The 25804-nt window shown below is 74.9% G+C and carries 20 protein-coding genes; 11 read left to right on the forward strand and 9 right to left on the reverse strand.

The features are described 5' to 3' along the window. Positions 1–10: 10 nt before the first annotated feature. The 7 genes from GXW83_RS16350 to GXW83_RS16380 form a co-directional block, all read right to left on the reverse strand. A complete protein-coding gene (locus tag GXW83_RS16350; RefSeq protein ID WP_182443791.1) occupies positions 11–211 on the reverse strand; it encodes a DUF6011 domain-containing protein in 201 nt (66 codons plus the stop codon). 32 nt (positions 212–243) lie between these two features. Then, on the reverse strand, positions 244–2019 hold the full coding sequence (locus GXW83_RS16355) for an ABC transporter ATP-binding protein (protein ID WP_182443792.1): 1776 nt from the start codon (positions 2017–2019) through the stop codon (positions 244–246). A 13-nt stretch (positions 2020–2032) separates the two neighbouring features. Further along, positions 2033–3820, reverse strand: coding sequence for an ABC transporter ATP-binding protein (locus tag GXW83_RS16360; protein WP_182443793.1), 1788 nt, complete (start codon positions 3818–3820; stop codon positions 2033–2035). A 161-nt stretch (positions 3821–3981) separates the two neighbouring features. Further along, positions 3982–4107, reverse strand: coding sequence for a SapB/AmfS family lanthipeptide (locus GXW83_RS16365; RefSeq protein ID WP_182443794.1), 126 nt, complete (start codon positions 4105–4107; stop codon positions 3982–3984). 124 nt (positions 4108–4231) lie between these two features. Beyond that, positions 4232–6763 (reverse strand): class III lanthionine synthetase LanKC, encoded by a 2532-nt coding sequence (lanKC, locus tag GXW83_RS16370; RefSeq protein WP_225447032.1) that lies wholly within the window; start codon positions 6761–6763, stop codon positions 4232–4234. A gap of 355 nt (positions 6764–7118) precedes the next feature. Further along, positions 7119–8003 (reverse strand): universal stress protein, encoded by an 885-nt coding sequence (locus GXW83_RS16375; RefSeq protein WP_182443795.1) that lies wholly within the window; start codon positions 8001–8003, stop codon positions 7119–7121. Between the two features lie 137 nt (positions 8004–8140). Further along, entirely contained in the window at positions 8141–8542 is a 402-nt protein-coding gene (locus GXW83_RS16380; RefSeq protein ID WP_182443796.1) for an SHOCT domain-containing protein, read from the reverse strand. Positions 8543–8716: 174 nt separating this feature from the next. Between GXW83_RS16380 and GXW83_RS16385 the strand changes: the two genes are divergently transcribed. From GXW83_RS16385 to GXW83_RS16400, 4 genes are all read left to right on the forward strand, one after another. Beyond that, on the forward strand, positions 8717–9442 hold the full coding sequence (locus GXW83_RS16385) for a TetR family transcriptional regulator (RefSeq protein ID WP_225447033.1): 726 nt from the start codon (positions 8717–8719) through the stop codon (positions 9440–9442). A 97-nt stretch (positions 9443–9539) separates the two neighbouring features. Next, positions 9540–9896, forward strand: coding sequence for a hypothetical protein (locus GXW83_RS16390; RefSeq protein ID WP_182443797.1), 357 nt, complete (start codon positions 9540–9542; stop codon positions 9894–9896). Positions 9897–10094: 198 nt separating this feature from the next. Then, positions 10095–10871 (forward strand): thioesterase II family protein, encoded by a 777-nt coding sequence (locus tag GXW83_RS16395; RefSeq protein WP_182443798.1) that lies wholly within the window; start codon positions 10095–10097, stop codon positions 10869–10871. A gap of 227 nt (positions 10872–11098) precedes the next feature. Then, positions 11099–12361, forward strand: coding sequence for a helix-turn-helix domain-containing protein (locus GXW83_RS16400; RefSeq protein WP_182443799.1), 1263 nt, complete (start codon positions 11099–11101; stop codon positions 12359–12361). Positions 12362–12455: 94 nt separating this feature from the next. Here the strand turns inward: GXW83_RS16400 and GXW83_RS16405 are convergent, their stop codons facing one another. Further along, positions 12456–13793 (reverse strand): MFS transporter, encoded by a 1338-nt coding sequence (locus tag GXW83_RS16405; RefSeq protein ID WP_225447034.1) that lies wholly within the window; start codon positions 13791–13793, stop codon positions 12456–12458. Positions 13794–14089: 296 nt separating this feature from the next. Between GXW83_RS16405 and GXW83_RS16410 the strand changes: the two genes are divergently transcribed. The 7 genes from GXW83_RS16410 (at position 14090) to GXW83_RS16440 (ending at position 23212) form a co-directional block, all read left to right on the forward strand. Continuing rightward, the gene (locus GXW83_RS16410; protein WP_225447494.1) at positions 14090–15295 is read left to right on the forward strand and encodes a cytochrome P450; all 1206 of its coding nucleotides are present in this window, start codon (positions 14090–14092) and stop codon (positions 15293–15295) included. Positions 15296–15421: 126 nt separating this feature from the next. Beyond that, entirely contained in the window at positions 15422–18925 is a 3504-nt protein-coding gene (locus GXW83_RS16415) for a non-ribosomal peptide synthetase (RefSeq protein ID WP_182443800.1), read from the forward strand. A 17-nt stretch (positions 18926–18942) separates the two neighbouring features. After that, positions 18943–19890, forward strand: a complete 948-nt coding sequence (locus GXW83_RS16420; RefSeq protein WP_182443801.1) for a chlorinating enzyme — start codon at positions 18943–18945, stop codon at positions 19888–19890. Then, positions 19887–20171: an acyl carrier protein gene (locus GXW83_RS16425; protein WP_182443802.1), complete on the forward strand. Its 285-nt coding sequence runs from the start codon at positions 19887–19889 to the stop codon at positions 20169–20171. Before GXW83_RS16420 ends, GXW83_RS16425 begins: the two co-directional genes overlap by 4 nt. Before the next feature lie 72 nt (positions 20172–20243). Then, entirely contained in the window at positions 20244–20981 is a 738-nt protein-coding gene (locus GXW83_RS16430; protein WP_182443803.1) for a thioesterase II family protein, read from the forward strand. A gap of 38 nt (positions 20982–21019) precedes the next feature. Then, on the forward strand, positions 21020–22039 hold the full coding sequence (locus tag GXW83_RS16435) for a histidinol-phosphate transaminase (RefSeq protein ID WP_182443804.1): 1020 nt from the start codon (positions 21020–21022) through the stop codon (positions 22037–22039). Between the two features lie 129 nt (positions 22040–22168). Next, the gene (locus GXW83_RS16440; RefSeq protein ID WP_182443805.1) at positions 22169–23212 is read left to right on the forward strand and encodes a class I SAM-dependent methyltransferase; all 1044 of its coding nucleotides are present in this window, start codon (positions 22169–22171) and stop codon (positions 23210–23212) included. A gap of 147 nt (positions 23213–23359) precedes the next feature. On the opposite strand, the gene GXW83_RS16445 is transcribed toward GXW83_RS16440, so the two are convergent. Continuing rightward, complete coding sequence (locus tag GXW83_RS16445; RefSeq protein ID WP_182443806.1) at positions 23360–25804, reverse strand: amino acid adenylation domain-containing protein; 2445 nt, start codon at positions 25802–25804, stop codon at positions 23360–23362.

Genomic DNA, 25804 nt, shown 5'->3' on the forward strand with positions numbered 1-25804 from the left:
CGGGGCGGGCTCAGCCGACGCCGGGGAGCTGATCCTGCTCCACGTCCCAGCCGCGCGGGGTCGGCGGCGTCGGGTGGCGGCAGCCGGGCCCCAGTGCGTACAGCCGGGACTCGGCGTCGCTCAGCTCGCGGTGGCAGCGGGAGCAGCGCACCAGGCGGACCCCGGTGTCCAGCGGCTGGGTTCCGGGCAGCGGCACCTCGTCGAAGGTCACCGGGCCAGTGTGGCAGCCGGGGCGGGGGGTTGTCAGCGGCCCGGGCGGGCGGCCGGGACCGCCTCCCAGTGGCCGACCAGCTCCGCGTACAGCGGCGCCCCGGCCAGCAGCTCGGCGTGCGTGCCGATCCGCGGTGGGCCGCCGTCCAGCAGTAGGATGCGATCGGCCCGGCGGGCCGAGCTGATCCGGTGGGCCACCGTGACGACCGTGCCGGGGCGGTCGTGGAAGGCGTCCTCGGCGCGGGCCTCGGCGGCCGCGTCCAGATGGCAGGTGGCCTCGTCCAGGATCACCAGCCGGGCCGTCGAGACGTAGGCCCGGGCCAGAGCGATCAGCTGCTTCTCGCCCGCGGAGAGCCCGGCCGGGTCGACCGGGGAGTCCAGCCCGCCCAGTCGGGCCAGCGTGGCGCCCAGCCCGAGGCGCTCGGCGGCCTCGGCCAGCGCCCGGTCGGCGGCGCCCGGGGCGAGGTAGCGCAGGTTCTCCCGCAGCGTCCCGGCGAAGACGTAGCCCTCCTGCGGCAGCAGCACCCGGGCCCGGTGCAGCTCCCGGGCCGGGATCCGGGGCAGCGGCACCCCGCCGAGTCGGACGCTGCCCCGGTCCGGCGCGGTGATCCCGGCCAGGATGTCGGCCAGGGTGGACTTGCCGATGCCGGAGGGCCCCACCACGGCCAGGTGCTCGCCGGGGGCCAGGAACAGGCCGAGGTCGCGCAGCACCGGCTCGGCCTGCGGCCCGTAGGCGAAGCTGACGTGCCGCAGCCGCAGCGAGCCGTCCGCCGGGCGGGCCGTGCCCTCCGGTTCGGCCCGGACGGCGGGCGGCCGCGCGGCCTCGGCCAGCCGCTCGGCGGCGACGCCCAACCGCAGGCAGGACGCCCCCACGCCCTGCACCAGCAGCCGCAGCGCCGGTTCCAGCGTGCTCACCGCGTAGGACAGCACGCCGACGACGGCGCCCGCGCTCAGCCCGTGCCGCACCAGCGCCGGAGCGGCCAGCAGGATCAGCAGCAGCGGCACGTGCGCGCCGAGGGCGACCACGAGCCGGCGCACGGCGGCGGCCCAGGCCAGCGACCGGGCCGCGGCGGCCTGCGCCTCGACCGCGCGCAGCGCCTCCGCCTCGCTGCGCTCCCCAGCGCCCCAGGCGACCAGGTCGCGCAGCGCCTCCAGGGTGTCCACGGCCACCCGGGAGAGCCGCTCCTCGGCCAGGAAGGCGGCACGCTGGCGCCGGACCATGGTCGGCATCAGCGCCGCGAACAGGCACAGCGCCGCCACCAGCGGCAGCGCGATCAGCGGCACCACGGCCGGGGCCAGCGCCGCGGTGCCGCCGATCACGGCGGCGGCGGTCAGGGTGAACTGCCAGACGATCATCAGCTGTCCGGCCACCGAATCGCGCACCGCCTCGACCTGCCGGGTCAGTTGGGCGACCACCACCGCGTCGGCGTGGGTGCGCGGGGCCGCCCGGTCGGCGGCGCGGCGCAGCGTCCCGCCGACCACGTCCCGCAGCAGCGCGTCGCGCATGGGCTCGACGATCTCGGCCAGCCAGGGGTAGGTCTGCCGTCCAGCCCACGCCCCGGCCACGGTCACCGCGGCGAACACGCCCAGCCACTCGGCCGCCGCGGCGGGCTGCCGACCCAGGAAGCCCCGGTCCACCGCGTACGCCAGGGCCTTGCCGCAGACCAGCGCGGGCGCGGCGGACAGCAGCGTCCACAGCGTGAGCAGCAGCACCGCGCGGCGGTTGCGGCGCAGCCCGTCCCGGAGCAGCCGCCGCACCGGCTCCCAGCGGCGGCGGCCCGGCGGCGGGGGCGGGTCGGTGCGGCGCATCGGCGGTTCTCCCTCAGTCCTCGGGGTGGTGGAACAGCGCGCGGTAGTCCGCCAGGTGCCACAGTTCGGCGTGCGGGGCCACGGCGCGGACGCGGCCGTCCTCCAGCCAGGCCACGGCGTCGGCGCGGGCGGCGACGCCCGCCCGGTGCGTGACCACCAGCCGGGTGCGGTCCCCGAGCAGCCGCTCCAGGGCGCGGCCCACCTGGGCCTCGGCGGCGGTGTCCAGGCTGGAGGTCGCGTCGTCCAGCACCAGCAGTCGACTGCCGGCCGCCAGTGCCTGCGCCAACGCCCGTGCCAGGCCCAGACGCTGGCGTTCGCCGCCGGACATGGGGGCCAAGTCGAGGGCGGTGCGCGCGCCCTCGGGCAGGCGGCTGACGAAGGGCTCGGCCTGCATCGCCCGGAGCGCCTCGCACACCAGGGCCGAAGCCGGTTCGCCCTCCGGCTGCCCGGTTGCGGCGGTTTCCGGGACCGGGGCGACCGCCTCCTCGACGGTTGCCCCGCACAGCCGGGGGTCGGCGAAGGCGTAGGCGACGGCGGCGCGCAGCTCCCTCGGGTCGACCCGCTCCAGCGGTGCGCCGTCCAGCAGGACCGCGCCCTCGTCCGGGTCCAGCAGTCGGCCCGCCAGCGCGGCCAGCAGCGACTTGCCCGAGCCCGAGCGCCCGACCAGGGCCAGGCACTGCCCGGCCGGGACGGTCAGCTCCAGCCGGTCCAGGACGGTCGTGCCCGAGCGGCGTACGCTCACCGCCCGGAACTCCAGCCGTCCCGGCCCCGGCGGCAGCGGCAGCATGCCCGCCGTCGGCAGCAGCCGGTCCAGTACCGACGCCAGCCGGGACGCCCCGGCCCGGGCCCGGGCCAGCCCCAGCAGGCTCTGCGCGTTGCCGAAGAAGCTCAGCCCCACGGTGGCGTAGCCGAGCGCGGCGACCAGGCCGCCGGGGGTGAAGCCGCCGGTGGCGACCCCGTACCCGGCCACCGCCAGCACCGCCACCTGGGTAGCCGGGGCCAGCAGCGAGGTGTACCAGGCGATCCGGCGCTGGCCGTCCCACAACGCCCGTCCGCTGCGCGACAGTTGCGGCACGGGTTGGAGCACCCGCTCGATCTCGGCGTCCACGGTGCCGGAAGCGGCGATGGTGCGGATGCCCGCCAGGGCGTCCAGCAGCCGTGCGGCGACCGCCGCCTGGCCCTGCTGGTAGCCCACCACCAGGCCGGTGGTGCGCCGCAGGTAGCCCCGGACCAGCAGGTAGCAGGCGGGCGCGGTGACCAGGAAGGTCACCGCCAGCAACGGATCGAGCAGCCCCAGTGCGACCACCGCCCCCACCGACAGGGCGAGTTGCGAGAGCGAGTAGACCACCGAGGGCGCGGCGGTGGCCGCTTCGGCGGTGCTGCCGGTCAGCCGGGCCACCAGGTCGCCGGTGGAAGGGAGTTCGGCAGCGAACGGCCCGGCCGCCAGGGTGTGCCGGACGAACGCGGAGCGCAGGAAGGCGGTGGCGCCGGCCGTGGTGTACGGGTCGGCCAGCTGGGTGAGGGTCTCGGCCGCCACCAGCACCGCCAGCGTCACGAAGAAGGGCAGGCAGGGCCCGGTGCTGCGACCGGCCAGCACGCCGTTGACGCCCCGGGCCAGGGTGATCGGCAGGGCCAGCGTGGCCGCCGTCCCGGCCAGTACCGCCGCCGCCAGCGTCAGCGGCCACCGCGGCTGCCGCCGGGCGACCCGTCGCAGCAGCCGGTCCGCCGGGCGCAGGTCGGCGCGCGCCCCCGGAGCGCCGGAGCGCGGCGGGAGCGGCCGGGGCGGCGCGGTGCTGCGCATCGTGGCTCCTCCGTGGCGGTGCGCCGGGTCCGGCCGTGGATCGGGACGTTCCGGATGGGTAGGCTGGAAGACGCCGGTCCGGGCGGATTGAGACCGCCCGGACCGGCTCTGTTCCCGCCTGTCTCGCTCTCAGCGGGCCGCGCGCGGCCCGCGGGAGGGAACTACAGGCACAGCAGGGTGCTGACGGTGCTGTTGGTGCAGTTGACGGCGCTCAGGGTGCTGAGCACGGACTGGTACTCGGTGCTCTCCTCGGGGGATTCGAGCGCCTGCAGGCTGAGGATGGACATGATGGTCTCCCAACGGTCGGTGGTGCTGGTTTCCCGGCAGGGCTGCCGGAACTCGTGGGCGGCGGCGGGTGCCGTCGCGGTGGGGATCGGCCCGGTGGGGCCGTGGCCGCGGCGCGGTGGGCGCTCAGCGGGCCGCGGGGGAGGGCGTCCAGAAGGGCAGCGCGGGGACGTCCGCCAGTGCGGCGCCGACGCCCAGCAGCACCCCGGCCGAACCGGTGGCCAGGTCCATCGACAGTCGCAGCAACTGCTCTCCGGGGAAGGCGACATGGCCCTGGTAGGGCACCATGTGCCAGGTCAGCCGCTGAATGTGACGGCGGATCACCGACCGGTGCCGGGCGGTGCCGTCCTGCAGCTGGGCCAGGTGGGCGATCAGCCCCGCGCGGCCGTTGAACAGCCCGGACTGGACCACGAACTCGGGCTCGGCGGCCCGCCGGATCTGCTCCAGGCTCTGCCGCCAGGGCTCCTCGGGACGGTACGCCAGGTAGTCGTGCAGCACCGCGCCGATCCCGGCGCTGCCGGACTCCAGGTAGGGCAGCACCCGTGCGCCCTCGTCCACCTGGAGCGTGCCGTCCTCGGCGACCACGCAGCGGGCCAGGTCGCGGTCGAGCGCCTCCCGGGCCAGGTCGAGCAGGCCGGTGTCGCCGGTGCGCTCGAACAGCCGCAGGAAGAACAGGGCCGCGCCGCTGCCGCCGCGCATCAGTCCCGCCGCCGCCCGGCCGCCGGCCGTGGGCGGCGGGCCGCCGCCCAGCCGGTCGGCGACGTCCGTGGCGGCGTCCAGCAGCCCGCGCTCGCCGGTGCTCCCGGCGAAGTGCAGCAGGGTCAGCCCGACTCCGGGCAGGCCGCCGGCCAGATCGCTGCCCGGGTCCTCCGCCACCCGGTCCAGCAGCTGGTCCAGCAGGTTCAGCGCCTCCTTGCCGCGCCCCAGCAGGTCCAGGGCGTAGGCGACGCCGTGCGAGCCGAGGTACAGACCGGGCCGCGCGCGCTCCCGCCCGACGGCGTCCACCAGCCACTGCACATGCTCCGGATCCGCCCCGGCGCCCGCCACGGACAGGGCGTACAAGACCCCGGCCGCGCCGTAGGCCAGGCCCAGCGGGCTGTGGGTGAACTGGCCGGGATCGCCGGGGAACAGCCGGTCGGCGCGTTCCGGGGTGGCGCTGGCGGTGATGGCGGCGGCCAGCGAGTCGCGCAGGTGCGGCCAGCTCGCCGGATCGCCGTCCAGCAGCAGCTCCAGCCGGGCGGACCGCTCCGGCTGTCGGCCTGACGCCGGATCCGCCGGGGCGCCCGGCTCCGTGGTCAGGCCGAAGCGTCGGCGCGCGGCCCGGGCGAGCTCGGGCGCCTTGCCCGGGTCCAGCGCGATCAGCGGCACCAGCGGCAGGAAGATCCACAGCCGCAGCGCGGCCAGCGCGTACTCGTCCACGGCGTAGCCGGTGACGTCGGCCGGGGCGGCGAAGCCGGCCGCTCCCAGCGCCGGACGGAGGAACTCGTCGGCGGGGGAGGCCAGTTCGAAGTCGATGAAGGCCACCCGGCCGTCCGGGCGGACGATCAGGTTGCGCGGGTGGAGGTCGCCGAAGACCACGCCCCGGGCGTGGATGGCCCGCAGCCCCTCCTCGACGGCCGCCATCACCCGCAGTGCCTCCTCGCGGTAGGCGGCCACCGTGTGCTCGTCGGTGTCGGGGTGGACCAGCGGGTACCGCTGCCCGAACCAGAGGTTCAGCGGGACGCCCTCGATGTACTCCTGCACCAGGAAGTCGTGCTCCCAGGCGGTGAGGTGGCCCAGCTCCTCGGGGACGGCGTCCACGCCGCGCAGCCGCCGCAGGATGTCCCGCTCGCGGCCGAGGCGGCACACCGCGTCCTCGCCGCGCTGGTCGAGTCCGGCGTGCGGACGGGCCTCCTTGAGGATGACCCGCTGCTCCCCGCCGAGCGGCACGGCCAGGTAGATGCCGCCGCCGTTGGAGAAGTGCAGGGCGCGCTCGATGGTGTAGGGGAAGGCGGCCGTGCTGTCGGTGCCGTGGCCGGCCAGCGCCGGGGCCAGCACCTCCGGCACCGGGGCCCACGGCGGCACCTCGAAGACCGCGCGGCGCACGTCCGGGCGCAGCCGTCCGGAGGGCTCGCGCAGCGCCAGCACCAGTTCGCCGGTCTCGGAGCGGCAGTACAGCTCGGTGAATCCGCCGTAGCGCAGGTACAGCGGACCGCTGCCCCAGCGCAGGTCGCTGAGGATGTACGGTCCCGGCTGCCCCTCCAGTGCGGTGCCCAGGTCGTCCAGACATCGGCGCAGGACCTCGTCGTCGACCGGGTAGAGGGCCATGAACTTGCCGCTGGAGCCTCGGGCGGCGTACTTGCCGTTCTGCGTCTGCACCAGCGCCGGGCTGCGCAGGAACTTGAACGCCACCCGGTGTTCGAAGCAGTAGGCGCGGACGACGGCCAGGATCTCCTCGGCGTTGCCCAGGCAGGCGGAGACGTGGATCTTCCAGCCCTGGTCGGGCAGGGCCTGTCCGACCGGGTGGAGGGCGACCCACACCTCCTGCGGGTTGCGCAGCCAGCCCTGCGGCAGCGGCTCGACCGCCGCCGGGAACTCCTCGACCGCGCTCCAGCGGACCGGTGAGTCGTAGAACAGTCTGTCGGCATAGGAGTATGCCTCGTACCGCATGTCCATCATGGGTCCCCTCGCACCAGAATGGGCGTGCCCGCCCCGCCGCACATGCGGCTGCGCCGCCGCCGGTCCGCCTGTCGGGCCTTCGCCCGCATCCGCGACCGCCGGGGCCGGCCGGATCGCAGCAGCCGTCGGGGGCGGCTGCGACCGCCACTCAGCAAGGTAGGGGTCCGCCGGGCGGCCCCGACAGGGCGTGTGCGCAGCGCATCGTCCGCCCCCTGGCGCATGCCGGAGGCACTTCCCCGGGGCCGCACGCCGAAGCGGACGCCGGATCGGGCTCCGGCGGCGCGCGCCGGTCCCGCGCGCCCGGACGCCCCTGCCGTCCGTTCCGGCGGGCGGCCGGTCAGGTCCGGGGCGGCCGTCAGACCGGGACGACCACGACCGGGCAGTGGGCGTGGTGCAGCACCCGGCTGGTGACCCGCCCCAGCGGCAGTGCGAGCACGCCGCGGTGGCGGCGCGCGCCGACCACCACCAGGCCGGCCGGCTCCGAGGCGGCGACCAGCGCGGCCTCCGGCTCGTCCAGCCCCACCGCGGTGGCCACCGGCACCTCGGGGTACGCCTTGCGGGCGGCGGCCAGCGCCGCCTCCAGCTCCTCCGCCTCGCGCAGGTTGCGTTCGGCCTCCTCGTCCGGTGGGACCGCCATGTGCCCCGGGTACACCTGGGGGGCCATCCAGGTCCGGATGGCGTGCACCGGCGCGCCGCGGCGCTCGGCCTCGGCGAAGGCGAACTCGACCGGCGCGGCGTCCTCGTCGGAGGCGACCCCGACCACGACCGGGCCCTGTTCGGGCGCCGCGCCGCCGTCCGGGGTGGGGCGCACCACGGTCACCGGGCAGCGCGCGTGCGCGACCAGCGCCTGGCTCACCGAGCCGAGGACCAGCGAGGCGAACCGGTTCATCCCCCGCGAGCCGACCACCACCAGCGCGGCCCGCTCGGAGCGCTCCACCAGCCCGGCCACCGGGCCTTCGGTGACCAGCTCGGTGGTCACCACCAGGCCGGGGCAGCGCTCCCGGGCCCGGTCGGCGTAGGCCGCCAGCAGGTCGACGGCGGGCACCCGGGCCGCGGTCTCTGCCTGCTCCGGGTCCTGGCCCGCGCGGCGCAGCTTGGCACCGCTGACCGCGTGCACGATGTGCAGTTCGGCCTCCCGCATCGCGGCCGTGTCGGCGGCCAGATCCAGGGCCCGCTCGGCGAGCGGGGAGCCGTCGACGCCCGCGACGACGGGCGATCCGGGGGTGTAGGGGCGGTTCATGGCTGTCTCCTTGCCGGTGCTGGGTGGGACCGGTCACGCGGCTGCACCCGGAACGGGCTGCGCCCCGTACTTCCACTGTGCCCGCGAATCCCGGTGCTCGCACAGGCCCGTCCGGCCCCACCCGTCACCCGGCGGGCTCAGTTGAGCAGCTTGTCCTTGGCCCGCTGGAACTCCTGCTCGGTGATGGCCCCGGACGCCTTGAGATCGGCCAGCCGGGCCAGTTCGTCGACGTGGCCGGCCGCCCCGGCGGCTGAGGGCCCCGCGGCGTCCCGGACGTACTGCTTGAACGCCGCGTCGGCCTTCTGGGCCTGCTCCAGGTCGCGCTGGCCCATGGAGCGGCCACGGAAGATGACGTACAGCAGCACGCCCAGGAACGGCAGGATGATCACCAGCACGATCCAGCCCGCCTTGCCCCAGCCGCTCATGTCGTGGCTGCGGAAGATGTCCGCGAGCACCTTGAAGAGCAGGAAGAACCACAGGATCCACAGGAACAGCTCGAGCATGGTCCAGAAGATGTCCAGCAACGGATAGTTCGTCATGGTCACTCCCGCCGTTCGGCCCGCAGCAGTGAGCGGGCTGTCGAAACAGGCATATCACCACATATCACCCCATGCATGCAGGGTGGCGGCGATGGCACCAGGTACCCTCGGCATTGCGCACGTAGTGCCGCCGAACGGCACGCCGTACGGCCGCCGGGTGCTACCGTCCCGACCATGACCAAGGACGAACCCTCCGGCCGTGCGGGTGCGGCCAAGCCGCCCATGCGCGACTCCCTCGTCACGGCGGCCTTCCGGCTGTTCGCCGAGCGCGGCTTCGAGCAGACCACGATCGACGACATCGTGGCCCTGGCCGGCGTGGGCCGGCGCTCGTTCTTCCGCTACTTCCCGTCCAAGGAGTCGGTGGTCTTCCCGGACCACGAGGGCTGCCTGGAGGAGATGAACGCCTACCTGGCGGACGGCGCCGGGGACGCCGAGGACCCGGTCGACCGGGTCTGCGACGCGGCCCGGCTGGTGCTGCGGATGTACGCCGCGGATCCGGCCTTCTCGGTGCGCCGCTACCGGCTGACCCGGCAGGTCCCGGCGCTGCGCGCGCACGAGCTGTCCGTGGTCTGGCGCTACGAGCGGGCGCTGGCGGCCTATCTGCGCACCCGTTTCGCGGCCCGCTCGGACGGCAGGCTGCGGGCCGACGTGGTGGCCGCAGCGGTGGTGGCCGCGCACAACAACGCGCTGCGGGCCTGGCTGCGCTCGGGCGCGGGCTACGAGCCGGAGGGCGCGGTGGACGAGGCGCTGCAGTACGTCGCCCGGGCCTGGGGCGACCGGAGCGCCCGCCCGGCCGCCGCGGAGGGCGAGCCGGAGGAGGTGGTGGTGATGGTCGCCCGGCGCGGCACGCCGATGTGGCGGGTGGTGCGGGACGTCCAGGCGGCGGTCGATGCCAGCTGAACCGAGGGTACTGAGTGCCTTGTCGAGTGGCACTGAGTGTCGTATGGTCTCCCTGGGTTGACGGCACACTCCGGCGCGTGGATAGGTGGGGGCGGACATGGGCGTGACGATGTCGGACCGGCAGGAGGCCGGGGAGGTCCTGCGCTACCGCCGCTGCCGCTGGTGCCGCTCGGCCACCGTGCACTCCAGCTTCCTGTGCCCGGTGTGCGGCGAGAGCGAGCTCGATGAGCAGGTCAGCGCCGGGTACGGGGTGGTCAGCCGGCTGGGCGCGACCAGGGGCTCCTGCCAGCTGGTGCACCAGCCGCCGCACGCCTGCGTGGTCACCCTCGACGAGGGCTTCACCATCCCGGCGCTGCTCTCGGAGGACCGCCCCACCGTCGTCCCGCTCGGCGCGCGGGTCTGCCTGCGCGGCCTGGGCGCCGGCCCGCAGGCGGTCGAGTTCCGGCTGGCCTGAACCCGCCCGGCCCGAGCCCGCCCGGCCCGAGCCCCCGGCCCGAGCCCGCCCGGGCCGCCCGCCGGGGGCCGCGCAGTTGCCCGTGGGCTTGCCGCTCGGCTGCCTGGCGCCCGGCCCGGCGCGGATGACAGGCTGCCGGGGACCAGGGAACCGGTCCGGCTGCGATCGGCGCACAGCACTCACAGGAGGGGCGGGGGCATGACTTCTGGCTCGGGCGGTCGTTGGATCACCGGTCGGTACGCCGTCGGGCAGCCGCGGGTACGGCTGATCTGCGTACCGCAGGCGGGGGCCGGGGCCGGGGCGTTCTCCGGCTGGCGCAAGCACCTCCCGGACGGCGTGGAGATGGCCCCGGTCGAACTGCCCGGACGCGGCACCCGCTACGGCGAGCCCATGCCGGACGGCGTGGACGCGCTTGCCGACGCCCTGTTCGAGGGGCTGCTGCCGGAACTGGACCCGCCCTACCTGCTGTTCGGCCACAGCCTGGGCGGCGCGCTCGCCTACGAGGCCTCCCGGCGGATCCAGCAGGCCGGGCTGCCCGCCCCGCTGGCCACCCTGGTCTCCGGCTCCCGCGCGCCGCAGACGCCCTCGCTGCGCACCATGTCCGCCGCCGCCGACGACGCCCTGCTGGCGTGGGTGCTGCGCAACGGCGGCCTGCCGGAGGAGCTGCTGGAGTACCCGGGCTTCGTCGAGGAGATCATCCGGGCCGTGCGCGCCGACCTGCGCTACGCCGAGGAGTACCTGGTGCCCGAACCGGCGGCGCTCGGCTGGCCACTGCACGTCTTCGGCGGCACCGAGGACGAGATCACCCCGCCCGAGCAGCTGCCGCGCTGGCAGCGCTGCGCCGCAGGGGAGTTCGGCGTCACCATGCTGCCCGGCGGCCACGGCTTCCCGCACGCGGACCCGGAGGCCATGCTCGCCGCCGTCCGCGCCGTGCCCGCCGTCCGCGCCGTGCTGCCCCAGCCGCCGCTGCCCTAGCCGCCCCCGCCCCGGCCGCCGCGCGGCGGCCCGGTCCCGGACCTCCCTCCTGGTCCGGTACCGGCACGGGAGGGGAACGGGAATGCGGCGTTCGACACTTCGAACCAGTCGCTACACCTTCCTCACACCCCAGGTCCCCGAGGTGCGGGTGTCGGTGCGGTTGAAGACGGCAGCACCAGTCTCACAAGGAGGGGTGGATTGTCTTGACCAATAACCTGTTGCTTCGCTTGCGGCTCCAACGCGGCCTCACCCAGGAGGAGTTGTCCGAGCACTCGGGCATCAGTGTGCGCACCATAAGAAACCTCGAACGCGGCCAGATCGCCAGGCCTCGGCGCAGCTCGGTCGACATGCTGCTGGCCGTGCTCGACCCGGAGCTGCGCCCGGACCAGCGCGCCACGCTGGTGGACGAGTTGGGCGTGCCCTCGGCCCTGGACCCGGAGTGGACGCAGCCGACGGGCCGGGGCGCGGGCGTGTGGCGGGGCTCCCGGCCCCCGCGCACCTCGCTGATCGGCCGTGAGCACGAGGTCGAGCAGCTCGGCGGCCTGGTCATGGCCAACCAGGTGGTGGTCGTCACCGGCCCGGGCGGGGTCGGCAAGTCCCGGGTGGCCCTGGCCGTCGCCGAGAGCGTGGGGCACCGGCTGGCCGACGGCGTCGCCGTGGTCGAGATGGGCCGCATCCCCACCGAGCAGCACCTGGACAGCGAGTCGGCCACCGAGCTGGCGCTCAAGGCGGTCGGCGGGCTGCTGGAGAACGGCCCCGGACCCGCCGGCGGGCGGCTGCTGCTGGTCCTCGACAACGCCGAGCACCTGCCGCGGACCACGGCGCTGCTGGTCGAGCGGCTGCTCAGCGACTACCGCGCGGTCCACCTGCTGATCACCTCCCGGCGGCCGCCCAAGCTGCACGGCGCGGGCATCTGGGAACTGGCCCCGCTCAGCTGCGAGGCGGCCGTCGAGCTGATGGTGCAGCGGCTGCGCACCAGCTGCCCGACGCTGGACCTCTCCGAGGACCTGTCCCAGGTCGCGGAGCTGTGCCGGCAGCTGGACGGGCTGCCCCGGCTGGTGGAGTTCGCCGCGCACCGGCTGCGGCTGGTCTCGCTGGCCACCCTGCTCTCGGACAGCCGCGCCAAGAACCTGCTCGGCTCGTCCGACCTGGCGGCCCTGCCGCACCAGCGCACCCTGGAGGCGAGCGTGCGCTGGAGCCTGGAGCTGCTGGACGAGCGCCACCAGAGCTTCCTCTCCCGGCTGGCCCGGCGGCCCGAGGGCATCCGGCTGGACGCCGACGACGAGGCCGCCGGGGCCGGGGCCGCCGGGCTGTCCAGCACGGAAGTGGAGCTGCTGGCCGACCTGGCCGACTCCTCGCTGCTGCAGGTGGACCGGGGCCGCCAGTACCAGTACCGGCTGCTGCGCCATGTGCAGGCCCTGCTCGCCGCCGGCCCGGAGCCGGTGCTGGTCGGCGCCGGGCGGGAGGAGCACCGCGTTCCCGCCGGGTAGCCGCCGAAGAACGGCGCGGTCCCGTGCCGTTCCCGTCGCCGGCGCCCTCCGGCGTCCGACGGGAACGGCACGGGACCGCGGCCGTTCGCGGCGGTCAGACCGCGCCCTGCGGCTCCGGCCGGACCTCCTCCCGCGCCCCCGGCACCGGCGCCAGCTCCTGGACCTCGCCGATCGGGGTGCCCAGCACGTCGAGCGAGCGGGACAGCGCCAGCGCGGCCCCCAGCGGCACCATCACGATCAGCAGCGCCAGCATCCCGCCGGGCACACCGAACAGGAACGCCAGCAGCCCGGCCAGCAGCGGCCCGGTCCACTCCAGCGCGTACGCCCCGAAGCGGTTCACCGCCGCCACCCGGCCCAGCAGCTGGTCCGGGACGAGCTGCATGACGTACGTCTGCAGCACCACATTGGCCGGGACGGTGGCGATCTCCGCCAGCGCGACCACCACCGCGATCTGCCAGACCTGCGGCACCAGGGCGGTCACCGCCAGCCCCAGGGTGAACGCCCAGATCGCCAGGCAGAGCACCAGCCGCGGCGCGATCCGCCGGGCCACCGCCGGGGCGAACACCGAGCCCACCAGCCCGCCGGCCACGGTCAGCGCACTGACCACGCCGATCGCGTCCGGGCCGCCGCCACGGTGCCGCACCAGGGCGATCAGCAGCAGCAGGAACGCCTGGGCCACCATGTTCAGCACCGACGCCATGACCACGACGAAGCGCAGGAACGGCTGGTGCCGGACGAACCGCACCCCCTCGGCGACGTCCTGGGTGACGGTCGTCGCCGGGGCGTCCTCCTGCCGGTCGGGCCCCAGCGGCTTGCGGATGTTCAGCGCGCCCAGCGCCGCGAAGACGAAGGAGGCCGCGTCCGCGGCGAACGGGAACCAGCGGGCGACGGCGAACAGCACGCCGCCCAGCGGCGAGCCCAGCAGCTGCGCCGCCATGTCGCGGCCCATCGCCTGCCCGTTGGCCGACGCCAACTGCTCCTTGGGGACGATCCGCCGCAGCGCCGGCGTGCTCGCGCCCAGCACCAGCCCCGCGCACAGCCCGCTGACCGCGGCGGCGACCGCCAGCAGCGGCACCGCGGCGCGGCCCGAGCCGACCAGCGCGGCGACCCCGCCCAGCACCACCGCCTGCACCAGCGGGACGGCGACCAGGATGGCCCGCCGGGAGACCCGGTCGGCCAGCGCGCCACCCCACAGCGTCATGACGAGGATGCCGACCAGATTCGCCGAACCGATCACCCCGGCCTCGGTCACCGATCCGGTGAGGGAGAGGACGAGCAGCGGATAGGCGATGGCGGAGACGCTGGTGCCCAGCGCCGAAAGGGTGTTCCCGGTCCACCACCCGACATAGTCCGGATTGCGCCAGAGCGAGCGGACGCCCTGCTTTCCTTCGGGCAGTTCCGGCTGCGGTTCTGCCTCTTCTGCTGTGACCACTGCCGCAGTTCTCCGTTTCTCCGGTGCGGGATATGGAGCGATGAGCGCCGACTCTTCCGCGCCCGGCGCGCGGTGTCCAGGAAGGGCCCGGGCAGGACACGGGCATTTCTGCGGCAGCGGCACTTGCCGGTCCGCTGCCTGGCCGCCGCGGCGCCCGCCGGAATGTAATTCAGGGGCACCGCTCAACCTGTCGAGCAGCGGAGGGCTGTCTTGTGTATGCCGAGGCTCTGAACGTCCCGCGCCCCGACCGGGCGGCCGACGGGACGGACGCGGTCGGTCAGGTCGACGCGGTCGACCTGACCGACCCGGAGACCTTCGCCCGGGCCGACCTGGGCGACCACTGGCGCAGGCTGCGGCGGGAGTCCCCGGTCCACTGGCACCCGGCGGCCCCCGGCCGCCCGGGCTTCTGGGTGGTCAGCCGCTACGCCGACCTGCTCACGGTGTACCGGGACAACCGGAACTACACCTCGGAGAAGGGCAATGTGCTGGTCACCCTGCTCGCCGGGGAGGACTCGGCGGCCGGCCGGATGCTGGCGGTCACCGACGGCCCGCACCACCGCGACGTGCGCAACGTGCTGCTGAAGGCGTTCACCCCGCGTGCCATGGCCGGCGTGGTCGAGCGGGTCCGGGCCAACACCCGGCGGCTGGTGGCCGATGCGGTCCGCCGGGGCAGCTGCGACTTCGCCGCCGAGGTCTCCGAGCACATCCCGCTGGCCACCATCGCCGACCTGCTCGGCGTCCCGGAGTCGGACCGCGCGTACCTGCTCTCCCGGACCAGGTCCGCGCTCAGCTCGGACACCGCGGGCCAGAGCGACGAGGACGGCTGGTCGGCCCGCAGCGACATCCTGCTGTACTTCGCCGACCTCATGGAGCAGCGCCGGGGCCGGGAGACGGACGACGTGATCAGCGTCCTGACCAACGCCCTGGTCGACGGCAAGCACCTGGCCAGGGACGAGATCGTACTGAACTGCTACAGCCTGATCCTGGGCGGCGACGAGACCAGCCGGCTGACCATGAACGACGCGGTGCGCACCCTCGCCGTCGAGCACGGGCAGTGGCAGGCGCTGCGGGAGCGGCGGGTCGCCGTCGGGACCGCCGCCGAGGAGGTGCTCCGCTGGGCCACGCCGACCATGCACTTCGGCCGCAGCGCGGTCCACCGGACGGTGCTGGGCGGCCAGGAGATCGCGCCGGGCGACATCGTCACGCTGTGGCACTCCTCGGCCAACCGGGACGAGGCGGTCTTCGCCGAGCCGGACCGCTTCGACCTGGCCCGCACCCCCAACAAGCACCTGGCCTTCGGCTACGGCCCGCACTTCTGCATCGGCGCGTACCTGGCCCGGGCCGAGGTCACCGCGATGCTCGACGCGCTGCGCAGTTTCAGCAGCGGATTCGAGATCGCCGGCCCGGTGAAGCACTTCCACTCGAATTTCCTGACCGGGCTCAGCTCGCTGCCGGTCAGCTTCGAACCCGACCTGGCCGGGCTCGCCGCCGGGACGACGTGAATGCCGCACTGCCCCACTGCTGCTGTGCCCGAAAACCGACCGGGTCCGCGAATCGGAGAGTTCCCCGTGTATTCCCTTGATATCAGCAGTCCGCCCTGGACGGCCATTGCCGCCACTGTTCTCGGAATGGACGCCGCCGACATCGCGGCGAAATCCGCGACGGAATCCTTCGCGGAAATCGGCGGCACCCGCGGCGACGCCCGGGAGTACGCGTCCCGGATGTCCCTGGAATGCGGCCGGACGGTCGACGTCGACCAGCTGCTGGGCAGCGCGCCGTTCGCCCGGACCGGCCCCGGCGCCGACCGCGAGCAGACCGCGGTGACCCGGGCCCAGGAAGGCATGCTCTCGGTCGAGGGCCCGCTGGAGGGCCGGCCCACCCCGTTCCACATCATGGTCAGCGCCACCGTCACCGGCCGCCTGGACGTCCCCCGGCTGAAGGCCGCGCTGGCCCGGGTCACCGGCCGCCACAGCTCGCTGCGCACGGTCTTCGCCCGCAACGTCGGCAGCGGCGTGCTGGAACGCCGGGTGCTGCCGCAGTGGCAGCCGGTCGTCCTCGAGCAGGAGCTGCCGCAGCAGCCGGCCGGCGGCGACACCGTCGAGCTGGTGCACCGGCTGCTCACACCCGCCGCACCGCAGCTGCTGCGGCCGTACGAGCGCCCGCCGGTGGTGTTCGTGCTCACCTCCGTCGCCCCGGAGCTGTCGGTGCTGTCGATCCTGGCCCACCACACCGTGGTCGACGGCTGGAGCATCGGGCTGCTGTGGAACGAGATCACCGCCGGGTACGCCGACGGCGGCGGGGGAGCGCAGCCGCCGGCGCCGGGCATGGAACTGCTGGTCCGGGCCGAACAGGCAGCGCTGGGACGGGATATGACGTCCCGTCGGGCAGTCGCGCTGGCCGACTGGCCGACCGTCGCCGAGATCCCCGGCGATCTGGAGCGCCCCGCCCAGCGCACCTTCGCCGGCACCCGGCTGCCGTTCGCGCCGAGCGACGCCGCCCGCACCGGCAGCACCGCGCTCGCCGCCGCGCTCGGGGTCTCCCGCAATGTGGTGCTGATGGCGGCCTGGGCGCTGGTCGTCGCCCGCCGCGCCGGGCTGACCCGGCTGCTGGTCGGGGTGCCCACGGTGGGCCGCTCCTCGGAGGCCGCGATGGGGGTGATCGGCGGCTCCACCGGGCTCGGCCCGGTCGCCTGCGAGATCCCGGAGGAGGGCAGCGTCGCCGACTACCTGAAGCAGACCGCCCGGGCCATGCGCGCCGTGCTGACCTACGGCAACGTCCCCTTCGAGGACCTGGTCGGAGCGCTGTCCGCGGGCGGCGACCAGTCCCGCAACCCGCTGGTGCAGATCGCCTTCGGGGCGCACAACGAGCTGGTGCCCACCGCAATGCCCGCGGGCGGGGTGCGCTTCGACGTCCGGGTCGGCCACACCGGCGGCACCGCCTACGACGCCATGCTGCACGTGCTGCGCTGGGAGCCGGATCCGGAGCTGGAGCTGGAGTACGCCACCTCGGTCCTGACCGCCGCCGAGGCCATGGCCCTGGCCGGAAGCTTCGACCGCGCCCTGGTCGAGATGGCCGCCGACCCGCAGCAGCCGCTGGCCGCCGTCACCACCCTCACCGCCGACCAGCAGCAGCGGCTGCGCGCCCTGGGCCAGGGCCCGGACGCGGAGGCCGAGGAGGGGCTGTGGCAGCTGGTCGAGGCCGCCGCGGCGCGCACCCCGGAGGCGGTCGCGGTCCGCGACGGCGACCCGGACCGATCGCTGACTTATCGTCAACTCATGGCCGCAGCAGCGGCGCAGGCGGCGGAGCTGACCGCCGCCGGGGTCGGCGAGGGCGACCGGGTGGCGATCGCGGCCCGCCGCTCGGCCGAGGAGGTCGTCGCCGTCCTGGCGGTCCTGCGCACCGGCGCCGCCTACGTGGGCGTGGACGCCGACAACCCGCCCGCCGCCACCGCCGCCGCCCTGGACCGGGCCGGGGTGCGGGTCGTCCTCGGCCAGGCCGACCGCCTGGCCGCCCTGGGCAGCGCCACCGACGGCCGGACCGCGCTGACCGTCCTCGACCCGCTGGCCCCGGCACCGGCGCAGACGAACCCGGCAGCGGCGCAGGCGTACCCGCCGCCCGCACCGGCCGACCCCGGCCGGATCGCCTACCTGGCCTTCACCTCCGGGACCACCGGCCGGCCCAAGGGCGCGACGATCCCCTGCCGGGCCGTCGTCCGGCTGGCCCACCGCCCGGCGTTCCTGTCGCCCGGCGCGAGCGACCGCTTCGTCCGGCTGGCGCCGCTGGCCTTCGACGCGTCCACGCTGGAGATCTTCGCCCCGCTGCTGGCCGGGGGCACCGTCGAGGTCTACCCCGGCGACCGGGTGCTGCCCAACGCCCTGGCCGCGTTCCTGAAGCGCCGGGCGGTCACCGGGCTGTGGCTGTCGGCCGGGCTGTTCCGGCTCGCCGCCGACTACCGCCCGGACGCCTTCCGCGCCGTCACCCAGCTGCTCACCGGCGGCGACGTGGTGCCGCCCGCGCAGGTGGCGCAGGTGCTGCGCGCCTGCCCCGGGCTGCGGATCAGCAACGGCTACGGCCCGACCGAGAACACCACCTTCACCACCGTGCACCACGTGGACGACCCGGCCGGGGCCATCGGCCCCGCGCTGCCCATCGGCAGGCCGATCCAGGGGACCGGCGTGCTGGTGCTCGACCCCGGCGGCCGACCGGTGCCGCCCGGCGGCATCGGCGAACTCTTCGCCTACGGCGACGGCCTGGCCCTCGGCTACGCGGGCATGCCCGACGAGACCGCCCGCGCCTTCGGAGCCTTCGCCCGCCACGACGGCCGCCCGCTCTACCGCACCGGCGACCTGGTCCGCTGGGACGCCGAGGGAAACCTCAGGTTCCTCGGCCGACGCGACCGCCAGGTCAAGATCCGCGGCTTCCGGGTCGAGCCCGACCACGTCGCAGGAGTGCTCCGGCAGCACCCGGACGTGCGGGACGCCGCCGTGGCCGTCGTGCCCCTCGGCAACGGCGACCAGCAGATCCTGGCCGGGATCGCCACCACCGGCGGCCTCCCGCTGCCCCCCGAACTCCGGTCGTTCGTCGCCCAGCGCATCCCCGGCTACGCCATGCCGGGCCTGTGGGCCGTGGTGGACGAATTCCCGGTGACCCCCAACGGCAAGCTCGACGTGGCCCGGCTGGTCGAGACCGCCACCCCCTACGACGCCGCCACCGCCGCGCCGCAGCCGGCCCCCGCCGGGGACGGCCCCGACCCCACCGACAACACCGACGTCACGGCCGTCACCGACGTCACCGACGTCACCGACGTCACGGCCGTCACCGACGTCACCGACGTCACCGACGTCACGGCCGTCACCGACGTCACGGCCGTCACCGACGGCACCGACGCCGCCGACGGCATCGAGGACGCCATCGCCACAGCCTGGAAGGAGGTACTCGGGCACAGCGACTTCAGCCGCAGCGACTGGTTCTTCGACGTCGGCGGCGACTCGCTGCTGCTGATCCGCGTACAGGCGATCCTCAGCCACGCACTCGCACCCTGGCCGGTCACGGTCGGCGACCTCTACGCCTGCTCCACCATCGACGACCTGGCCGCCAAGCTGCGGGCGACACACCGCACCCACCAGCAATGAAGAAGGAGACCACACCCATGGACGAACGTGACTTCTCGCTGAGCCCCGAGGAGCTGGCGCAGTTCGAGCGCGACGGCTTCATCGGCCCCTTCGACCTCTACGACGAGGTCGAGATGGAGAAGAACCTCGGGGCGCTGCGCCCCAAGCTGCTCAACACCAAGAAGTCGGTCTACAGCGACGAGAAGACCGCCTCCGCCATCTCCAACTACGACCGGCACCTGGACATCGACGCGCTGGGCGAGCACATCGCCCGCCCGGAGATCGTCGACCGAGTGGCCTCCATCCTGGGCCCGGACACGCTGTGCTGGCGCTCCGAGTTCCTGATGAAGTACCCCGGGGACGAGGGCACCGACTGGCACCAGGCGGAGGACTTCTCCAGCCTCACCGACTCCAAGTCGCCGCAGATCCAGTGGCCCGAGGGCTCGGAGCGGCGCGGCACGGTCACCGTGTGGACGGCCTTCACCGAGGCGTCCGTCGAGACCGGCTGCCTGCAGTTCATCCCCGGCACCCACACCCAGATGAACTACGACGAGACCAAGGGCATGGACTACGACTCCGACGTCGTCAACGCCCTGGAGAAAGACGGCACCCGCCGCGGCTTCTTCGGCTACGACTACCGGCAGTTGCAGAAGGACCCGAACTGGAGGCCGGACGAGTCCAGGGCCGTCTCCCAGGTGATGCGCCCGGGCCAGTTCATCATCTTCTGGTCCACCCTGATGCACGCCTCGCACCCGAACACCAGCGCCGACAAGGCGCGTCTGGGCTACTCGGTGCGCTACCTGCCGACGGCCGCGCGGGTCTACCCGGGCCTGACCGAGCTGAAGGAGTTCGGCTCCACCATCAGCCTGGAGCGCTACGGCAGCGTCCTCACCTCGGGCGTCGACGAGTTCCGGCACAACCGCTTCGTCGACACCACGGTCAACGGCTACCGCTTCCCGGTCCGCGCCACCCGGGTGTCGGCATGAGCGCCGCGGAGGCCGCGCACCGGCCGGCGACGCAGGGAGAGATCGAGCAGTGGGTCATCGGGCTGTGCCGCGAGCTGGGCTTGACGGTGGAGGGCGCCGCGAGCGACTTCTTCGCCGCTGGCGGGACCTCGCTGCAGGCCATGAGACTCATCGCCGCGGCCGAGGAGCGGTTCGGCGAGGACGCCCTGCCGCCGGACGACCTCTACGAGCACAGCGCCCTGGGGGAGATCGCCTCGGTCATCCTCAAGAGCGCCCCGGCGGCGGGACCGGACGCCGGCTGACCCCCGCGGATCCGGGGCGCCCGGCACGGCGCCCCGGATCCGCCGACCGGCACGCAGAAAGGTTCTGATCACGTGAGCGACAAGCCGGACTGGATCTTCCCCCTTCGCAAGACCGGCGGCGACCCGAGCGCCCGGCTGCTCGTCTTCCCCTACGCGGCGGCCGGCCCCAGCTCCCTGCGCCCGCTGGTGACCCGGCTCCCCGACGCGGTGGAAGTGGTCGGCGTGGCCCTGCCCGGCCGGGAGCGCCGGTTCGGCGAGCCGCCCGCGACCACCCTGGACGAGGTCGTCGACGGCGTCGCCACCGCCCTCGCCGGACGCGAGCGGCTGCCCACCTACCTGCTCGGCCACAGCATGGGCGCCGGCCTGGCGCTGGCGCTGGCCCTGGCCGAGCCCGACGCCTGCACCGGGATCGTCATGAGCGGACGCAAGCCGCTGGGCGTGGCCCTCGGCTCGCTCCAGGGACTGGACGACGACGAGGTGGTCTCCTTCCTCACCGCCGTCGGCAGCACCAATCCGCAGCTGCTCGGCGACGCCTACTGGCGCAACCACCTGATCCAGCTGTTCCGGCACGACACCGAGCTCGACGTCCAGGCGTCCAAGGTGATCGAGTCCGAGCGGCTCAGCCAGCGCCTGCTCGCCCTCGGCGGTGCCGACGACCCCTATGTCGACCCCGGCGACCTCGAGCCGTGGTCCGACCGCACCAACGGTTCCTGCGAAGTGATGATCTTCCCCGGCGATCATTTCTTCCTGCTCGATCCGGCCAACCGCCCGGCCGTCGCCCAGGCGCTGGCCGACTTCATCCGCCCGTGAGTCCGCACCGCCCCACCGGTGACAGCAGGAGGCATACCGTGGTTGCAGCCCATCCCTCGGCCGACGAGGAAGCACTCCTCGACTGGAACGAAAGCCCGATCGGCCCGCCCGCCCTGGCCGTGAAACGCGTCATCGACGCCGCCGGGCGGCTCCACCGCTACCCGCGCGGACTGATGGAGGAGGTCGCCGCACTCGCCGCCGCGCACTTCGGCGTCGCCCCCGGCAACGTCCTGCTCACCGCCGGCGTGGACGAGGCGATCGACATCACCCTCTCCATCGCCGCCCGGGCCTGGGGCGTCAAGCCCGGCTTCGACGGCTACGAGGACCGGGTCCTCGCCAACGGCAAGGAGTTCCACCCGATCCCGCTCGGCCCGGACTGGCAGCCCACCGCCGCGCCGGACCCGGCGATCGGCCCGGACGACATCGTCTACCTGGCCCAGCCGGGCAACCCCACCGGCAACCTGCACCCGGCCGAGTGGATCGCCCAGGTCCGCGCCGCCGCCGGACACGTCTTCATCGACGAGACCTACCAGGAGTTCTGCTCCGGGCCCAGCGCGCTGCGCCGCCGCGCCGACCGGCCCTGGGATCCGCGGCTGCTGGTCTACCGCAGCTTCTCCAAGGCCGCCGGGCTGGCCGGGATCAGGCTCGGCTGCCTGATCGGCGACCAGGAGACCATCGCCCGGCTGGAGCCCCGGCGCCGGTTCATGCCGATCGACGCCGTCAGCCTGAACGCCGTCGCCGGGCTGCTGGAGGAGCCGGAGTTCATGGACCGGCTCTCGGCGTACGTCCGCGAGGCCCGGGCCGGGCTGACCGCCCGGCTGCGCGCCAGCGGGCTGTTCGAGGAGGTCCGCCCGTCCGAGGCCAACTTCGTCCTGGCCAAGCCGTACCCGCAGGCCGCGGACGCCCTCGCCGGGCAGCTGCGGGCCGACCTGGTCCGGGTCAAGGACTGCACCGTCCTCGGCATGCCCGGCTGGCTGCGGATCAGCGTCAGCTCCGAGGACGACCGGGCCCGCTTCGACGCCAGCCTGGACCGGGTCGTGCAGGCACTGCCGGTCTGACCCGGTCCGACCGCACCTGTTCCGCCCCGCGCACCGCACCCCGTTGCTTCACCGTGCACCGCCCCGCATCCCGCAGCGACGGCCGGGGACGCCCCGGCCGCGACCAACCACCAAGGAAGGCCCATTCCGATGCTGACTGACGACTTCGAGCGCCGGCTGATCGAGAACACCCAGCCGGTCCGCTACTTCTTCCTCGCCCAGGCCCTGCACCACGCCCTGCACCTGGGCCTGTTCGCGGCCCTGGACGCCGAGCCCGGCGCCCGGGCCGACGCCCTGGCGCAGCGCCTCGGCTTCGATCAGCACCGCACCGAGGCACTGCTGCGCTACCTGCGCAACGAGGGCTACACCGTCCTCGCCGACGGCTGGTCGCTCAGCGCCAAGGGGCGCGAGGTGCAGGTCTTCGCGCCCTGGTTCGAGATGCTGGTCGGCGGCTACGCCCCGTCCATGGAGCAGCTCGGCGACATCCTCCAGGACGGCACGCTCTACGCCTCCCGGAACACCACCAAGGTCGGCGAGGGCAGTTGCGGGATCGGCCGCTACGACGCCCTGCCGCTGGTGGAGCAGCTGATCGACAAGGCCGACCCGGGCAGCCGCCCGGAGACCGTCATCGACCTGGGCTGCGGCGACGGCAGCTTCCTGATGGACCTGCTGGTGGCCCGGCCCGGGCTGCGCGGGGTGGGCGTCGAGCCCAACGAGGGCTCCGTCGTCCTCGGCGAGCGCCGCCGCGCCGAGCTCGGCCTGGGCGAGCGGATGACGCTGAAGCAGGGCTCCGCGCAGGACGCCCTGAAGCTGGTGGACCTGCCCGACGGCGGCCGCGGCAGCGCCTTCATGACCGCCTTCGTGCTGCAGGAGCTGATGGAGCAGGAGGGCCAGGAGGCCATCGAGCAGCTGCTGGCCAGCGCCTTCGAGCTGTACCCGGAGGTGCGCTGGCTGGTGGTGGAGATGGACCACAAGCCGCTCTCCCCGGTGATGGGCTCGCACGGGCTGGCGCTCAACTTCTACAACCCGTACTTCCTCATCCACGCCGTCACCGAGCAGCGGCTGGAGACCCGCGAGTGGTGGGACGGGCTGTTCGAGCGGCTCGGCCTGACCGCCGAGGTCGTCGCCCACCCGGACCCGCGCGCCGACTCGACCGGCCTGCAGTTCGGGATGCTGCTGTCCAAGCAGAAGTAGCACCCGCTCGACCGCCGAGGGGCGGGCGCTCGCCACCGCGAGTGCCCGCCCCTCGGCGTCGCCGTGCCCGGCTGCCGGGCGGCGGGGGAGCGCAGCAAGGAGGCCACCGCCGTGACGGCGGTGGCCTCCTGCGGTCGGTGCCGGGTCCTACCTGGCCGGGCGGGCCCCGGCGGCCAGGGCCCGGCGGTCCACCTTGCCGTTGGGGGTCACCGGCAGCCGCTCGACCAGGGTCCACAGCGTGGGCACCATGTACGCGGGCAGCTGCCGCTCCAGCGAGGCGCGCAGCCCGGCCGGCTCCACCCGCGCCCCGGCGGCCGGGACCACCGCCGCCACCAGCCGCTTGCTTGCGCTGTCCGCGCCGTGGGCGAAGACCAGGGCGTCCTGGACGCCGGGGTGGGCGGCCAACGCCTCGCCGATGGCGCCCGGCTCGATCCGGTAGCCGCGCAGCTTGACCTGGTCGTCGGTCCGGCCGAGGAAGCAGAGCCGGCCTTCGGCGTCCCACCGCACCAGGTCCCCGGTGCGGTAGAGCCGCTCGGGCACGTCGGGGGAGAAGCGGCCGAAGCGCCGGGCGGTCTCGGCCTCGTCGCCGAGGTAGCCGTCGGCCAGGCCCGCGCCGCCGGTGTACAGCTCGCCGACCGCCCCGGGCGGCAGCCGGCGTCCGGCGGCGTCGAGGACGTACACGCGGGTGCCCGGGACGGGCGTGCCGATCGGCAGCGGGCCGTCGATCTGCTCCGGGCCGGTGACGGTGTGCGTGGTGGTGAAGGTGGTGTTCTCGGTCGGTCCGTAGCCGTTGGTGATCCGCAGCCCGGGGTGCCGGGCCAGCGCGCGGGCGGCGTGGTCGTGCGGGACGACGTCGCCGCCGGTGAGCAGCTGCCGCAGGCTCGCCAGCGAGTCCGGGGCGAACTCCACCAGCAGCCGGAACAGCCCTGCGGTGAGCCAGGCGACGGTCACCCGGCGCTCCAGCAGGAAGGTCCCCAGCTCGGTCGGCGAGGGCAGCGCCTCCGGGTAGACCTCCAGCGTGGCGCCGTTCAGCAGCGCCCCCCAGAGCTCCAGCGTGGAGGCGTCGAACGCCAGCGGCGACAGCCGCAGCACCCGCTCACCGGGGCCGAACCGGACGTATCCGGCCCCGCAGACCAGCCGGATCACCGCGCGGTGCGGCACGCAGACGCCCTTGGGCGCGCCGGTCGAGCCCGAGGTGAAGGCCACGTAGGCGAGCCGCCCGGGGTCGGCCGCGGGCGGTTCCACCGGCGGTTCCTGCGCCGCCGTCCAGGAGGGGTCCCAGACGTCCACCGCGGTGAGGCCGTCCACTGTGGCCCGATGGTGCGTCAGGACGGCGGCGGGGCGGCAGGTGGCGATGATCCGGTCGGTGTGCGCGGCGGGCAGCGAGAGGTCCACGCCCACGTAGGCGGCGCCCGCCCAGACCGTGCCGAGCACGGCCACCACCTCGGCCGCCGACCGGTCCAGGCCGATCAGCACCGTGTCGCCGGGCGCGACCCCGGCCCGGCGCAGCCGCCGGGCCTGCTCGGCGGCGGCCGCCGCCAGCTGCGCGTACGTCAGCTCGGCGGCGCCGTCGCGGACGGCCACGGCGTCCGGGGAGCGCCGGGCCGCGACGCGGAACAGCTCATCGAGGGACGACACCGGCTGGTCCTGCCGGGTGTCGTTGGCCTCGATGAGCTGAAGGCGCCGCTCGGCGGAGATGCAGCGCACGTCCCCGAGCGGTCCGGACGTGGCGGCCAGCTCCCCGACGGCGGTTCCGACGTCGGCGGCGAAGCCCGCGACCTCCGCCCGGCTCCACACCCGGCTGACGCAGTCGGCCGGTCCGGCCAGCGGCGGCCGGGACCGGTCCAGCACCAGGGCCAGGTCGAAGCCGTCCGGATCGAACCCGCCCGTACGGCCCAGGACGGCCTGGAGCAGCGGATGGCCGGGCCCCTCGAACGGCAGGGGCCCGGCCTCGGCGCTCAGCTCCAGCGACCGCTGGACGGCGGTCAGGAAGTCGTCGGCGGGGGCGTCGTCGGTGATGTCCAGCCGGACCGGCAGCAGCCCGACCCCGGCATCCGGCCCGGCCCCGTCCGGTGCGTCCGGTGCCGGTACGCCGACCAGCAGGGAGCGGGCGCCGGTCCAGCGGCCCAGGGTCAGCCCGAAGGCGGCCAGCAGCAGGGCGAGGGGCGGGATGCCCAGCTTCCCGGCCCGCTCCGCCGCCTCCGCGCCCACCTCCGGGGCCAGGACCAGCGGCGCGGAGCGGGCCGCTCGCCCGCCCGGGGCCGGACCGGTCGGCTCGCGCCGGTCCGTGGGCAGTTCCAGGACGGTCGGCACGCCCTCCAGCCGGGCCAGCCAGAGCCGGGTGACCCGGTCCCAGTCCGAGCCCGGCGGCCCTTCGGCGGGGGAGGCCGCCGCCGGCACCCGGGCCAGCGGGGTGTCGGCCAGCAGCTCCGGTACGGGCACCAGCAGGCCCAGGCGCTGCCGCGCCAGCGCGGAGAGCCGTACCGCGCGCAGCGGATCCCCGCCCAGCTCGGTGAAGGTCCGCGTGTCGACGGCGGCGCGGTCGACGTCCGCCCCCAGGACGTCGCGGACGAGCTCCTCCCAGGTGGCCAT

The organism is Streptacidiphilus sp. PB12-B1b (assembly GCF_014084125.1).
GTDB lineage: Bacteria > Actinomycetota > Actinomycetes > Streptomycetales > Streptomycetaceae > Streptacidiphilus.